This is a genomic window from Actinocrinis sp. (genome assembly GCF_035946395.1).
In the GTDB taxonomy this organism is placed as follows: Bacteria; Actinomycetota; Actinomycetes; order Streptomycetales; family Catenulisporaceae; genus Actinocrinis.
In genome coordinates this window covers 19,775-34,951 of sequence record NZ_DASYZI010000027.1, presented here as the reverse complement: position 1 = coordinate 34,951, position 15,177 = coordinate 19,775, and the positions used below count along the sequence as shown (strand labels likewise).

Below are 15,177 nucleotides of genomic sequence, written 5' to 3'. Positions count from 1 at the left end.
TGGCTGCGACGCGTCGGCTTCCGGTCGTATCGGCCGGTTGATGCCCAGGTAGGGTGCTGTCAAGGGAGCGCATGGAGCGTTTGTGGGAGCATACGAGCGCCAATGCGCCACCCCGTGGGAGCAGGATGCTGTGACAGGATCTTCGCGGCGCCCGATCCGGCCGGAGGCGTCGGTGTTCAGTGCATATTTCTGATATCAGCGGTTTTGCTCACGCTAATGACGAAGGCTGCGCGGCGACGGGCGAAGGGGCCGGTTCATGATTCGTCACGGGTACAGGTCACGCATGTCCGGACGGCTGGCCGCCGTTGCAGCGGCCGTTGCGATGGCGGTGGGCATGTCCGGATTGACGGCGGTGTCGCACGCACGCGCGGACGTCGTGACGGTCTCCACCGACACCGGACGCACCGGCTGGGATCCGAACGAACCCAAACTCTCGCCGAGCGCGGTGAACGGCAGCGATTTCGGGCAGCTGTACTCCACCGCTCTCACCGGCCAGGTATACGCGCAGCCGCTGGTCGTGGGCTCGACGCTGGTCGCGGCGACCGAGGAGAACCACGTCTACGGCCTCGACAGCGCGACCGGGGCGATCAAGTGGTCTGTCTACTTCGGCCCGTCGTGGCCCGCGTCGACGGTCGACTGCGGCGACCTCGTGCCGGACGTCGGCGTCACGTCCACTCCGGTCTACGACCCTTCATCCGGGTACGTGTACCTGACCGCGAAGGTCAATGACGGCACGTCTCCGACCAACCCGCACTACTACCTCCACGCGCTCGACGTGAACACCGGCGCCGAGCGGCCGGGGTGGCCGATCACGATCCAGGGCTCGCCCTCCAACGACCCTTCCAACACCTTCGACACCGTGGACGAGCTGCAACGTCCGGGCCTGCTGCTCCAGAACGGCAGCGTATACATGGCGTTCAGCGGCCACTGCGACACCCAGCCCTACCGCGGCTACGTGGTCGGAGTGAACACGAGCACGCAGGCTCTGCACATGTGGACCGCCGAGGCCGGTCCGAACGCGTCGGGCGCCGGCATCTGGCAGTCCGGGGGCGGCATCGTCTCGGACGGCAACGGCGGCATGTTCATCTCCACCGGCAACGGCGTCACGCCGCCGCCCGGGCCGGGTACCTCGCCGCCCGCGACGCTCTCCGAGTCGGTCGTACACCTCGGCGTGGCGGCGGACGGCACGATCTCCGCGACGGACTTCTTCGCCCCGACCGAGGCCGGAATCCTCGACGCCAACGACGACGACCTGGCCTCCGGCGGCCCGGTGGCGCTGCCCGACGCCGAGTTCGGCACCACGGCGGACCCGCACCTGATGGTCGTGATCGGCAAGGAGGGCAAGCTCTACCTGCTCAATCGGGACAGCCTCGGCGGACGCGGCCAGGGCCCCGGCGGCGGTGACCAGGTGCTCGGCGAGACCATGCTCACCGGAGTCTGGGGCCACCCGGCGGTGTGGGGCGGCGACGGCGGCTACGTGTACCTGACCGAGTCGAACGGCTTCCTCGTCGCGCTGGGCTACGGCCAGACCGCGAGCGGCACGCCGGCGCTGCACGTGGCCGGCAACAGCGCCGAGACCTTCGGCTACACCTCCGGCTCGCCGGTCGTGACGTCCGACGGCACCACGTCCGGGTCGGCACTCGTGTGGGTCGTGCGATCCTCGGACACCGGCGGTGACGGCGGCCAGCTGATGGTCTACAACGCCGTACCGTCGAACCACACGCTCACGCTGCTGCGCTCGTGGCCGCTGGGCACCGTCACCAAGTTCGCCGTGCCCGCGACCGACGGCGGCCACGTCTACGTCGGCACCCGCGACGGCCACCTGATCGCCTTCGGCGCTCCCACCGACCAGGCGCTCCAGAGCCAACCGGTGGCCTTCGGCGCCACGGCCGTAGGGACGACCGGCACCGCGACGGCCGTGCTGACCGCGACCAAGACCGTCACGGTCTCGGCGATCACCACCGTCGCGCCGTTCGCCGTCGCGCCGCCCGCGCTGCCGGTCACCCTGACGGCCGGTCAGACCCTGAGCGTGCCGGTCACGTTCTCGCCCGCCACCTGGGGCGCCGCCACCGGGCAGATCCAGCTGACCACCGATGCGGGCACGATCTACGCCGGGCTCGCCGGCACCGGCACGCAACCCGGGCTGGCCGCCTCGCCGCCCTCGCTGGACTACGGCGCGATGGCGGTCGGCAGCACCAAGACGGTGGCGGTCAGCGTGCAGAACACCGGCACAACCGCGGAGACGTTCGCCGCCGTCACCGCACCGTCCGCGCCGTTCACCGCCGATGGACTGCCCGCGGTGGGCGACACGTTGGCGCCGGGTGCGGCAGACGCCTTCTCGGTGACCTACTCGCCCTCCGTGGTGGCGAACGACAGCTCATCGGTCGTGCTGACCAGCGATCAGGGCACGGTGACGATCCCGCTGACCGGCGCGGCGCAGGTCGCGAACGACCAGGTGACGATCAGCCCGACGTCGCTCGCGTTCGGCAGGCTTCAGATCGGCCAGATCTCCGCGCCGCAGACCTTCACCGTCACCAACACCGGCAACCTCACGCTGACCATCACAAAGGCGGCGCCGCCGGCCGGTGCGTTCACCGCGCTCAACCCGATCCCCGAGGGCCAGCAGCTCGCCCCGGGCGAGAGCTACACGGTCTCGGTGACGTTCACGCCCTTCCCGCCGGAGGACTTCACCGGTACGTACGAGATCACCACGGACACCGGGCAAGGCCCGATGAACGTGTCACTGACGGGCACCGGCGTCCCGGGATCCGGGATCCCCGTCACGCCCCCGGGCGGCGGCTGGACGCTCAATGGTTCGGCCGCGATGTCTGGCACGAACCTGGCGCTCAGCCCGGCCGACACGCAGCAGGCCGGTTCCGCGGTCTACGGCACCGCGGTGCCCAGCGCGGGCCTGACGGCCGGCTTCACCGCGCAGCTGAACGGCGGTTCGGCCGGTGACGGCCTCACGTTCAGCCTGCTGGACGCGGCGAAGTCGACGGCCGCGGCCCTCGGCGGCGCCGGTGACGGTCTGGGCTTCTCCGGCCTGCCCGGGATCTCGGTCGTACTGGGCACCCACTGGCAGTGGGGAGCGCTGTCGGACAACTACGTCGGCATCGCCGCCAACGGCCGTTTCAACACGCTCAGATACCTCGCGCTGTCGAGGCGCATCCCGCCGCTGCGGACCGGCACGCACACGGTGTCGGTGCAGGTGGCGGGCGATCGGCTTGACGTATCGGTGGACGGCAGGCTCGTGCTCTCGCCCACGGTGACGCTGCCGGCCAGCGTGCTGCCCGCGTTCACCGCAGGCACGGGCAGGAGCTACGCGAACCACGTCATCAGCGGCGTCACGATCTCGTCCGGCAGCACGAGTGTTCCGCCGCCCGGCGGCGGCTGGTCGTACAACGGCAGCGCCGGAATGAGCGGCTCGGACACTGCGCTGACGCCTGTCGCCCCCGACCTGGCGGGCAGCGTGACGCTGGCGAACCCGCTCGCGATTCACGCGATGCAGCTCAACTTCACGTCCGTGATCGGCAACGGCACCGGAGGCAATGGCCTGACGTTCAGCCTGCTCGACGCGGCGTCGGCGAGTTCCGGCGCCGTCGGCAACTCCGGTGACGGACTCGGCGTCACCGGCCTGCCCGGCGTCTACGTCACGCTGAACACGGTCACCAACGGTCAAGCGGTCTCCAGCGCGTCGATCGCCACCAACCCGGCGTCGGGCACCGCGCCCTCGGCGTATTTCACCGCCACGAACATCCCGAGCCTGATCGGCACGCACACTTGGTGGGTGGTGTTCTATCAGGGCGTGATCAGCGTCGCGATGGACGGCAGGATCGTGTTACGCGGCGCCGTCGTGATCCCGTCGAGCGTCCTGCCGTCGTTCACCGCGGGAACCGGCGCGAGCACCGACTCGCACGTCGTGCGCGACGTGTTCTTCGAGTACCGGTAGTGCGCCGCCGTTTCTTGACCGCCGGTCACGGGTAAGCGATCGCGTGGAGGAGAAGGCTGAGACCAACCTGATCGCAGGACGCTACCGGCTCGTCGGCAAAATCGGCAGCGGTGGGATGGGCGTGGTGTGGCGGGCGCGCGACGAGGTGCTCGGCCGCACGGTCGCGGTGAAGGAACTCGCGCTGCACGCCGCGTTCAGCCCGCAGGACATCGGCGAGGGCACGCGCCGCGCGTTGCGCGAGGCACGGATCGCCGCGCGGCTGCACCACCCGAACGTCATCGGCATCTACGACATCGTGGATCACGGCGGGCGGCCGTTCCTGGTCATGGAGTTCCTGGCCGCGCGCAGCCTTTCGCAGCTGATCGCGGACGGGGAACCGCTGTCCGCGACTCAGGTCGCCCGCGCGGGCGCGCAACTCGCCGGGGCGCTCACGGCGGCTCACGAAGCAGGCATCGTGCACCGCGACGTCAAGCCGGGCAACGTGCTGCTCGGCGACGACGGCTCGGTCAAACTGACCGACTTCGGCATCTCTCGCGCGGTCGGCGACACCACGGTGACAGGAAGCGGCGTCCTGCTGGGAACGCTCGCCTACCTCCCGCCGGAGACCGCCCAAGGCCAGCCCGCTGATTCGCGCGGCGACGTGTATGCCCTGGGTGCGACGCTCTATGCGGCCGTCGAGGGCCACCCGCCCTTCGGCGACGACGCGAGCGGCGTCGCGCTGCTGTACCGGATCGTGCACGAGGAACTCATCCCGCCGCGGCATGCCGGTCCGCTGGAACCGGTACTGCTGTGGATGCTTGAGCGGGACCCGGCGCGCCGCCCGACGATGCCGCAGGTGCGGCGTGCGCTGGAGGCGATCGAGGCCGACGGCCACATGGGCTCTTCGAACGTGACCGCGGCCTTGCGGGCGGTGGCTGTCGACTCGTCCGCCGCTGCGCATCGGCTCACCCTGCGCCGCCGGCCACGGTCAGGTTCGAAGAGGGGACATGTGCCGCAGACGCGGCGCGCAGGCGTCGAAGCGGCTGTGGTTGCGGCTGCGGCTGCCGATCGCGAAGGCGATGGCGCCGTCACGGTTCGCGGGAAGCCTGAGCGACCCGTACGCGATCGCGGGCAGCGGCTCGGTTCAGTTTCCGCGCGTCGCGCTCTTACCGCGGCACTGGCGGCTGCGGCGCTTCTCGCGCTCGGCGGGTGGTTGCTCGCTGATCAGTTGGCGGGCAATGCGAAGATTCCGGCCGCGGGATCGAGCACGGGCATGACGAGCACTGATGCGAGCCGCGCGAGTGCGTCACGTCCGGCGTTCACGCCGTCGCGCCCGGTGAGCCCCGCCGCATCCACGCAAGTCGCGACGTCCGCACCGGCCAGCCCGGCGCAGCAGAACCTTGCGGCGCAGCTGGCATCGACCATCGTCGACTACTACAAGCTGGTGCCCGGCGATCTCAATCAGGGCTGGAACTGGATGACCGCCGACTACCAGCAGAACCACGCCGGCGGACGCAGCGGCTACGAGTCCTTCTGGTCGCAGGTCCAGCGTGTGGCCGTCTCTGGCATCGTGCCGAGCCCGCCTTCCACGGTCGACGCGACGATCGACTACTACTACAAGGACGGCACGGTCATCGAGGAGCGCACCCGCTTCGGTCTCGTGCTCCAGCAGGGACGCTGGTTGATCGCGAGTTCCTCAGTCCTCAGTCACCGGAACCTGTGACGTCACCGGTCTGTGGCATCACCGGTCTGTGGCATCACCGGTCTACGACATCACAGGCCTGTGGCGTCACCGGCCTGTGACATCACCGGCCTGAGCGGGTCGTGCCCCGGGCCCGTTGCCAGATCGCGGAGAGCGTCGGCCGCGCGCCGCGGCGGGCCTGCGGTGTTTGCGGCGGCCTTCCGGTGAAGGGATCGAATACTTGCGGCGGGCGGTACTTGGGGGCGGTTCTGGACCGGGGGGTGATTCGCGGCCGCGGCACCGGTGTCGTCGGGGCCACCGGGGAGTCGTCTCCCCAGAACGTTCCGATGAGGATCATGGCTCCGGCGATGCCGAGGGCGACCAGCGCCTCGCGCGGGTACGCGGTCTTGTTGATCCGCGAACCGAACTCGGCTATCGCGACCGCGAGCACGGTTCGCAGCAACGGCACGTGCTTGAGGGTGAAGGCCATGACCACCAGGCAGGCCACTGATATCTCCCAGATGCCCTGCGAGAAGTACTTGTCACCCACCCGCCAGTACGCGTACAGCGTCACCACCAGACTGCCGTAGGCCAGGTAGCCGACCGGGCGGCGCAGCGCTTTGAGCAACCCGAACAGAGCGCTGACCGCGGCGCCCGCGATCACGACCACGACCAACTGCGTGAGCGGGTGCCCACCCAACCCGATCAGCTCCTCTTCCGTGCGCCGGCCCGAAGGCCGCGCCGCCGACCTCGTCGCGACTGAGGCTTCGAAGACGCGGCACTCTAGCACCCGCGTCACTCAGGGCTCTCACACTGCGCCCTCACACTGGGCTCTTTCCGCGGCGGATGGTCGATACACGCGCGAGGACTACGGTCACGGTGCGCGGCGGGGTCCGGGAGGGCGCGGTCACGTTTCCTCGGCGCGCTCCGTCATCGGTGGTGAAGCCCGCGAGACGCGAGAGCGAACGAGGAGCACGCAGTGTTGAAGAACCTGATGACGGCTCGATTGCGACGCGTGTCGCCTCGTGGCCTGCGAGGTGGCACACCGCCACGTCGCGTCAAAGCCGCGCCATCTCGATACAGCCGCTGTCGAGCTTCCCGGCGACCTGCGGGTCAGGGGAGGGCCCGGTCGCGGCGAACAGGATGTCGCCGTCCGCGCCGCCGATCACGCAACTGTAAGCGCGCTGGCTGGTGTGTACGCGTTCGATGATCTTCCCGCCGCGTGCGACGTGCACGCACTGGGGGTGCAGCGCATCCGCCACCCAGATCGTGCGTTCGCCCGGCGCCAATGCGATGCCGTCAGGGGCGATCGGTGTGGTCGACCGCTGAGCGATCGCCGGGCGCTCAAGCAGAACGGCGAACCGCCGGGTGATGCGGCCGGCCAGACCGGGATGGTTGAGCAGGCGCCACAGCACCGGCGCGACCAGCGACGCCCAGGGACGTGCTTCGCCCGGCGCTCCGGCCTTGTCGAGGCTCAGCGCCGTCAGCCGCAGGCCGAGCGTTTCGGCGACGACGAAGTCTCCGTCGGCCGTGATGACGCATCCGTTGGGGAACAGCAGCGGCTCGCTCACGCCCAGCAGCGCGCCGTCCGCGGCGAAACACGCCACCCGCGCGGTCGGGGGACCGGGCGGGGCGTACAGCTGCACGTTCGGATGGGCCCTGACGAACGCGTGATAGTCGAAGCCGAAGTTACCCACGTAGGCGCGGCCCGCACGGTCCACCAGCATGTCGTTCGCCTCGCCGGACGCGATCCCGTCCAGGTCGGCGTGCACGACGAGCGAACCGTCCGGCTCGCGCCGGTAGACGCGGCGTTCGTCCATCGACACCGCCAGCAGGCGGCCGTCCGGCAGCCAGCCCAGGCCGCTCGCCCGGCCGGGGATTCGGGCCACCGTGTCCAGGCCGTCCGCCTGCGTCCAGCGGTGCACCGTGCCGCGGGCCATGTCGCTGAACCACAGCGCACCGTCGTGCCAGCGCAGCGATTCGGGCACGCCGAGGCCGGTCAGCAGGGGTTTCGCGGTTCGCCGCATCACGCAAGCGTGGCGGGGACCCGCCGGTGAGTCAAGCGTCGGAGACGGCCGGCCAGTTCACGGACGACGACGCGACGTGAAGCGTCAGCGTTCTGTTGTCGAGGGCGTCCAGCTGTTGCCGGACGTGTTCGGCGTCTGCGAAGCGGTGTTGGGCCGCGTAGAGCTCAAGCGCCTGCTCCCAGGCTTCGCGGGCGCCGTCGTGGCGGTGTTGGGCGAGTCTGATCTCGCCGGTGCGGTGCAGGACGTCGGCTTGGAGGAAGGAGTGGCCCTGGGCGCGGCAGATCGCCAGGGCCTGACCGTAGTAGTCCAGGGCCTTGTCGTACTCGCCGAGGCGATAGGCGATGTAGCCGAGGCTGTCGAGGGTGCTGGACTCGCCGACCTGCCGATTGCCGGACGGGTACTGGCGTAGTAGTTCGAGGGCTGCTTCACAGTTGGCGCGGGCCTCGCAGTAGGCGCCGAGCCGGGTTTGCAGCCAGCCGACCGCGTTGAGCGCGCGGGCCCGGCTGTAGAAGAACGTGTCGTCGAGGCCCCGGAAGATCAGCAGCGCGCGGTGCGCGTGTTCCAGCGCGCGTCGGTCGTCGCCGTGCCGCTCCCACATGCCGCCGAGGCTGTGGTGGATCTCGGCCTGGCGGACGATGTCGCCGGTGCGCTCGGCCAGCGCCAAGGCGTGGCGCAGGTGGTGCAGGGCGTCCGCGGTCCTGCCGAGCTGGGAGCGGGCGTCGCCGAGCATCTGGTGGGCCTGGATGCGCACCGCCGGGTCGCGCAGCCGCCGGGCGCAGGACACGGCGAGCCGCCACGCGGTGGCCTGGTCGTCGAGGTGCCCGCGCCGGCGGTGGTACGGATCCAGTGCCCAGGCCAGGTGGCAGACCTCTGCGTCCCACAGCCGGCGGCGGGCGAGCTGCTGGGCGGCCAGCAGGTTGTCGTGCTCGGCGTCGAACCAGGCCATCGTCGAGGCCTGATCAGGCAGCGGGTGCGCGACGCAGCCGGGGACGGGTTCCCCGATCGGGGGTGCGGGGTGGTGCGGTGCGAGCAGCCTGGCTCCTGCGCAGGAGGTGTGCGCGTAGAAGTCGACCAGACGGCGCAGCGCCGCCTGCTGTTCGGCCGGGGTGAGGTGGTCGCGGGCCTGTTCGGCGGCGTGCAGCCTGAGCAGGTCGTGCATGCGGTAGCGCTCTGCGCAGTGCCGCTGGATCAGATGGGCGTGGTCCAGCTCGCGCAGCGCGGCGCGGGTCGCCGCGGGGGAGCGGGCGAGCAGGCTGGCGGCGGCGGAGGGCTCGATGTCCGGGCCGGGGGCGATCCCCAGCAGCGCGAACGCGCGGGCGGCGTCGGGGGAGAGGGCGTGGCTGGACCAGGAAAGCACGGCGCGCAGGTCGGCCTGCGGCTCGCCGGCGTTGAGCGCGTCGAGCCGGTGGGCGTCATCGTGCAGTTCGGTGGCGAGCGAGGTCAGCGACAGGTGCGGGTGCGCGGTGACGCGCGCGGCGGCGACGCTCAGTGCCAGCGGAAGTCCCGCGCAGCAGCCGAGCAGGGTCGCCGCCGCGACGGGTTCGGCGTTCAGCCGCGTGCGGCCGAGGTGGCGCGCGAGCAGCTGACGGGCCTCGTCCCCGGGCAGCACGTCCAGCGCCAGCGCGTGCGCGCCGTGCGTGGCGATCAGCCCACTGAGCTGTCGGCGGCTGGTGATCAGTACCGTGCACGTCGCGCCGCCTGGCAGCAGCGGCACGACCTGCGCGGTGTCCTGCGCGTTGTCGAGCACGATCAGCATCCGCCGGTCGGCCGCCAGGCTGCGGTACAGCGCCGCCTGGGCTTCCTGGCCGGTCGGGATTGCGGTGGGTGCCACGTCGAGCGCCTCAAGGAAGCCGCGTACCACGGTGGCCGGTGCCAGGGGCCGGCCGGTGGGGTCGAATCCACGCAGGTCGACGTACAGCTGACCGTCCGGGAACCGATCAAGGTGCCGATGCGCCCAGTGCAGGGCGAGCCAGGTCTTGCCGACGCCGCCCATCCCGCCGATGACCGAGATCACCAGCGTGCCCCCGGCCTCTGCCTGCTCGTCAAGCGCCGTGTCCAGCCGGGTCAACTCGCGGGTGCGGCCGGTGAACAAGCGTGGCGCGGCCGGCAGTTGCCGCGGCACCGCACACGGCTGCGCCGCGAGCGCCGCCGATGGCGCGTCGACAGCGGTAGCGGCGGATACGGAAGCTGACGTCGGGGCAGATGCGGAGGCGGGAGCGACTGACACCGAGCGGGTGATCGGGCGGCGCTTGGCCCGCCGGTTGGTCTCCTCCACCCGGTCGCGGGCGGTTGCCAGGGCCCGCCGCTCAGCGGGCGTCGCGCACAGCACTTCGAGCAGGGCGTCGAGGCGATCCGTCGGCGGCAGGGTGCGCGCGGTGAAGTACTCGGCGATCGCCGTCTGGGACCATCCGGTCCGCACGGCCAGCTCCCGGTATGTCAGCGTGCTGTCCCGGCGGCTGCGCGCGTGCCGGCGCCGCAGATCCCGCAGCAGTGCGGCGAGATCCTCCAGCGTCCGTACCGTCGCCGCGGCCGGATAGAGCGGGTCGGGCGGCTCCGGGCACGGCCGCCGCGTGCCAGGTTCCATCGCCGTGCCGTTCCCGATGACCGTGAGTGCGAACTCGAACACTAGTGGCCCGCGAAGCGTAACAGCCACCGTGGCGCATCCGAGATGCGAACGCTGATTCTCCGGTGTGTTCGAGGACGGACGCAGTCCACGGCGACGCCCCTGCCTACCGCGTGACCGGCTGCCACCATGAGTGACGCGTCAGCGAGCGTGACGTGCCTCGCCGGTCGGTCCGCGTTTCGGCATGTATCGACCGTGAAAGTCTCACGGCGACGACTACCGGCCGGGACCATCGGCCTACCTTCCGCGACGCTCCCGGCCGGCGTGCCGTATTGCCGCGTGTGGACGCGAAACCGCGCTTTGACGTCAGCCTCCCGGACGGACAGGCCATCGGTCCCGCAGGCTGCGGGACGAGGTGGCGCGCTCGGTCGGTGGTTTCGCCGGGGGCTTCGAAGGCTTCGGCGTGGTGTCGTCCAGCGTCGCTGGTCGCTGGTCGCCGTCGGCGCCGTGCGTGCCGGAACGGGTTCGGCGACCTTCGGCTCTGTCGCTGCGGCGCGCTGGTCCGTACCCGCGTCCCGCCGGAGCCTTCATCAGCTCCCTGTGTAGTTTGGTGTTGCGGCATAGGCCGTCGGCGGCGCCGCGGTGCGCCGACTGAACTTCGAGGGTTGCGCGTCCAGGCCGGCCTGCGGCAGGGCTGCGACAAAACAGAGACCGAACTTCGACCACGAACACGCGGGTCCCGATCCGTGCGATGCCGACGGGGTCTGCCCGTGCGAACAGGCCGCGGGCAGGCGAGGCATGCTTGGGCATCTCGCCTACCCGCGGCTGCTTCGTGCGTTCCGCTGCGCGTTCATGTGATCAGATCGTCAGCTCATCCATCACGCCGGTCCTTGCCCGCCCCGCCGCACGCTTCCGCTCACCGCGTCGCCGGTGGTCTCGTCTCGCATCTGGCGGCCCGACATCGGGTCCGGCAGCGGCCGGCGTGGCTCGCGCACACCCGATCCGCCACCGCCGCCGGATTCGATCCACAGCCGTACCACCGAGCCCGGCGGCACCTTCGCGCCGGACTCGGGGCTCTGGTCCGTCACTACGCCGTCCGTCCAGGACAGTTCGCCCAGCGGCGGGCCGTCCGGGTCGGAGCCCGTCACGGCGAGGTGCTTGTCTTCCAGCACCTTGCGCGCTCGGTCGGCGGGCATGCCGACGACGTTGGGCACCACCACGGTCGAGCGGTTGCGCCACGCTCGTGCGGAGCGGCGATCGATGCCCGGCGTCTCGGGGGCGGAACCGCCCTGCGCCGTCCTGCTCCTGACCGTTTCCTCGGCCGCTTTCCGTGCCGCCGCCGCGGCGTCGCCCGGGTAAAGTCCCTGATGAACGTTGCGTCCGGCTTCGGCGCCCGGCTGCGTGCTTGCGGACTCGTCGATGTCGCGCCAACGCTCCCACGCCGACTGCCGCGTCACACCGAGCCTGACGGCGATCTCGGCCCACGACCTGCCTTCCCTGCGCGCGGTCCGCACGGCCTCGAACTCGACCTGGTCGAGCATGCGCCGCACCAGGCCGCTGTCCTCCAGCGCCTGCAACGCGCGGTCCCCGTCACTGAGTTCTTCCGGCTCCGGCGGCGGCGTGTACCGGTACCAGCCTTCCAGCCGGAACCACGCCTGTCGCTCGTGCTGCCACGGCCCCCGGTCTCTGTCCATGGCGTCAGGATAACCTGACGTCTGAATTGGCGGAAGGCTTCTTACACGTTCCCCACGCATTCCCTCACGTCCGAGTGAGCCGCTGGTCAGGCGCCTGAGCGCTGGCGCCGGGGGACAGCGGCACCTTCAGCCGCACGGTTGTTCCGGTGCGGGCCAGCCCCGACGCCGGGTCCGGTGCCCGCGCCGCGAGCGTTACCTCGCCGCCGATCCGGGCCGCGTACTGGGCCACGATCGCGAGTCCGAGGCCGGAGCCGGGCAGCGCTCGTGCCGAGTCCGACCTGAAGAAGCGGTCGAAGACGCGCGGTAGGTCCTGGGGCGCGATGCCTGGCCCTTCGTCTTCGATCACGCACTCGCCGGCGCGCAGGCGCAGGGTGACCCGGCCGCCCGGCGGGGAGAACTTGACCGCGTTGTCCAGCAGGTTGAGCATCGCGCGCTCCAAGCCGCCGGGGTCCGCGAGCACGTAGCAGGGCTCGATCTCGGTGGTGAATTCCACTCCCGGGCCGCGCCGCCGCGCCCGCGACACCGCCTGCGCGGCTGCCTCGTGGAATGCGGTACGCACCAGGGCGGGCGTGTCGGTCTCTCGGGTGCGCGCGAGCCGCAGCAGGTCGTCCACCAGTTGGGAGAGCTCGCCGACCTGGGCGTCAGCGTTGGCCAGCAGGATGCGCCGCTGTGCCGGGGACAGCTCGCGGCCGGAGCGCTCGCTGCGTACCAGCAGGTCCACCGCCGTGCGCAACCCGGTCAGCGGGGTGCGCAGTTCGTGCCCGGCGTCGGAGACGAGCCGGCGCTGGCGCAGCCTTTCGGACTCCAGTGCCGACGTCATGTCGTTGAACGAGACACCGAGCCGGGCGATCTCGTCTCGGCCGTCGACCTCCACCCGGGTGCCGAGGTCGTCGGTGCGCGCGATGTGCTCGACCACGTCGGTGAACCGCCGGACCGGGCGCAGCGCCGCGCGGGCGACCAGCAGCCCGGCGAGCACGGCGGCGGCCAGCCCCGCCACGGCGACCGCGCCGAGCCGCCACTCCAGCGCGCCGAGCGAGGCGTCCACGTCGCTCAGGGGCCTGATGTAGCTGACGGCCACCCCGGTTTCCGGGCCGGTTCCCGAGCCCGCCGGGACTGTCAGCACCCGCACATGCTGGCCGTCGTCGGTGTACCCGGAGCGCAGCGATCTGCTCAGCCGCCCCTGGGCGACCTCGATGTCCGCCGCCGTGACCGGCGTGGCGTAGAACGGCGTCGCGCATCGTCTGCCGGTCGACTCGATCAGCTGGATGCCGAACTCGGGACGCGCCGCGGGGTTCGTGATCGGCCTCGGGTCCTGCTCGCAGTCCACCGTGTTCACCAGGGTCGGCCCGACGCCCGCGACGACCGCTGCGGACTGCCCGCCGATCAGCTGCCCGCCCTGCGTCGTCGTGACGGGCCCGCCGTCGGTGGCGGTGATGCCGACGTTCCCGGTGCCGGTGCCCGCGGCCCCGCCGGCGGTGTCGAGCGGCACTTGGCCGATCTGGATGCTCCTCATCACGGCCGTCGCCTGCGCCGCGAGCTGGTCGTCGACCTCCTGGTTCAGCTGCCCGCGCACCAGCAGGTAGGCGCTGAACGCCGCGGCGAGCGCGGCGAGCCCGATAGCGCCGCACACCAGCGCGGCCAGCCGGGTGCGCAGGGGCAGCCGGCCGCGCAGGGTAAGACCATTGAGAACCGGGAGGTTGTCGAGCGTTGGGAGGCCGCGCCGTACGCGCGTGCGGCGCATGCGGCGAAGCGCCGTGGTCGCGCGGTTCACGGCGTGCTGCGCAGCACGTAGCCCACGCCGCGCACGGTCTGGATGAGCCTTGGTTCGTCCTCTGATTCGGTCTTGCGTCGCAGGTACATGACGTACACGTCGATCGGGTTGGAGGCGGGGCTGAAGTCCACGCCCCAGATGGCCTTGATCAGCTGCTCGCGGCCGAGCACCTGGCGCGGGTGTTCGAGGAACGTCTCCAGCAGGTCGTACTCGGTGCGGGTGAGCTCCAGCAGGCGCCCGCCCCGCCGGACCTCGTGGGTGTACCCGTCCATGGTCAGGTCCGCGTACGACAGGCGGGAGCGCTCGCCGGGCGGGCGCTCGGCCTCCGGCGCCAGCAGCGCGTGCCGGCGCAGGAGCGCCCTGATCCTGGCGAGCAGCGCGTCGAAGTCGAACGGCTTGACCAGGTAGTCGTCCGCGCCGGTGTCGAGCCCGGCGACCAGGTCGCCGGTGGAGTTGCGCGCGGTGAGCATCAGGATCGGCGTCGCCGGATCGCGGGAACGCAGCCGGCGGCAGGCGGTCAGCCCGTCCATCCGGGGCATCATCACGTCCATGACGACCAGGTCCGGGACGGACGCCGCGACCTGCGTCAGCGCGTCCACCCCGTCCTCGGCCAGGGTGACCGCGTAGCCCTCGAACTCCAGGCCGATCCGCAGGTTCTCGCGCACCACCGGCTCGTCGTCGACGACCAGGATGCGCCCGGCGCTCGCGGTCATGATCGGTTCCCTTCGGCCTGCGTCCGTCAATCGAGGGGCTGCTGCGCCGAACGTGCCTCGCCGGGATGAGAGGAGGCTGAGAAGTGCGGGCTTTCTTTGCGCATGCTCAGCTTGCCCTCGTGGATCCACGCCACCCGGGGAGCCCGCTTGGCGATCGACGAGTCGTGCGTCACGATCACCACGGTCAGCGAGCGCTCCCGCCACAGCCGCTCGATCAGGTCCATGATCTCGTCGCGGGTGCCCTCGTCGAGGTTCCCGGTCGGCTCGTCGGCCAGGATCACCCTGGGCTGCTTGACCAGGGCGCGCGCGATCGCGACGCGTTGCTGCTCGCCGCCGGACAGCTCGCCGGGCACGTGCCCCGCCCGCGCGGCCAGGCCCACCTCGGCCAGCGCCTCGCCGGCCCGGCGGCGGCGCTCGGACCCGGGCACGCGCAGCGGGACGAGCGCCGCCTCCACGTTCTCGCGCGCGGTCAGCGTCGGGATCAGGTTGAAGGTCTGGAACACGAACCCGATCTGCGCGGCGCGGATCCGGGTCAGCGCCCGCTCGCCGGCGCGGGCCAGGTTCCTCGACCCGAACAGCAGCTCGCCGGAGGTCGGCCGGTCCAGGCCGCCGAGCAGTTGCAGCAGCGTGGACTTGCCGTGCCCGGTCGGCCCCTGCACGGCCAGCAGGTCGCCGTCCGCGATGCTCACGGTGACCCCGCGCAGCGCCTCGACCGCCTTCGAGCCGCGCCGGTACGTCTTCTTCAGATCCTTGATTTCGTACACGATTGTCCGTCCTCGTCTTCCGGCGTCTTCCGACCT

General features: G+C 71.3%; 9 protein-coding genes. 2 read left to right on the top strand and 7 right to left on the bottom strand.

Features of this window, described 5'->3' with window-relative positions; genetic code table 11:
- Positions 1-334 precede the first annotated feature (334 nt).
- Positions 335-3,949 carry a choice-of-anchor D domain-containing protein gene (locus VGS97_RS02200; RefSeq protein ID WP_326851454.1) on the top strand — a complete coding sequence of 1,205 codons (3,615 nt, stop codon included), beginning with the start codon at positions 335-337 and terminating at the stop codon, positions 3,947-3,949.
- A 43-nt stretch (positions 3,950-3,992) separates the two neighbouring features.
- On the top strand, positions 3,993-5,651 hold the full coding sequence (locus VGS97_RS02195; protein ID WP_326851453.1) for a serine/threonine-protein kinase: 1,659 nt from the start codon (positions 3,993-3,995) through the stop codon (positions 5,649-5,651).
- Positions 5,652-5,733: 82 nt separating this feature from the next.
- On the opposite strand, the gene VGS97_RS02190 is transcribed toward VGS97_RS02195, so the two are convergent.
- The 7 genes from VGS97_RS02190 to VGS97_RS02160 all read right to left on the bottom strand — a co-directional run bounded on the left by VGS97_RS02190 (position 5,734) and on the right by VGS97_RS02160 (position 15,141).
- Entirely contained in the window at positions 5,734-6,309 is a 576-nt protein-coding gene (locus VGS97_RS02190; RefSeq protein ID WP_326851452.1) for a hypothetical protein, read from the bottom strand.
- 358 nt (positions 6,310-6,667) lie between these two features.
- Positions 6,668-7,636 carry an SMP-30/gluconolactonase/LRE family protein gene (locus VGS97_RS02185; RefSeq protein ID WP_326851451.1) on the bottom strand — a complete coding sequence of 323 codons (969 nt, stop codon included), beginning with the start codon at positions 7,634-7,636 and terminating at the stop codon, positions 6,668-6,670.
- A 31-nt stretch (positions 7,637-7,667) separates the two neighbouring features.
- Positions 7,668-10,262, bottom strand: coding sequence for an ATP-binding protein (locus VGS97_RS02180; protein WP_326851450.1), 2,595 nt, complete (start codon positions 10,260-10,262; stop codon positions 7,668-7,670).
- 815 nt (positions 10,263-11,077) lie between these two features.
- Positions 11,078-11,893: a PASTA domain-containing protein gene (locus VGS97_RS02175; protein ID WP_326851449.1), complete on the bottom strand. Its 816-nt coding sequence runs from the start codon at positions 11,891-11,893 to the stop codon at positions 11,078-11,080.
- Between the two features lie 64 nt (positions 11,894-11,957).
- Positions 11,958-13,634, bottom strand: a complete 1,677-nt coding sequence (locus tag VGS97_RS02170) for a HAMP domain-containing sensor histidine kinase (protein ID WP_326851448.1) — start codon at positions 13,632-13,634, stop codon at positions 11,958-11,960.
- A 26-nt stretch (positions 13,635-13,660) separates the two neighbouring features.
- Positions 13,661-14,377 (bottom strand): response regulator transcription factor, encoded by a 717-nt coding sequence (locus VGS97_RS02165; RefSeq protein WP_326851447.1) that lies wholly within the window; start codon positions 14,375-14,377, stop codon positions 13,661-13,663.
- Between the two features lie 26 nt (positions 14,378-14,403).
- Positions 14,404-15,141 carry an ABC transporter ATP-binding protein gene (locus tag VGS97_RS02160; protein ID WP_326851446.1) on the bottom strand — a complete coding sequence of 246 codons (738 nt, stop codon included), beginning with the start codon at positions 15,139-15,141 and terminating at the stop codon, positions 14,404-14,406.
- Positions 15,142-15,177 lie beyond the last annotated feature (36 nt).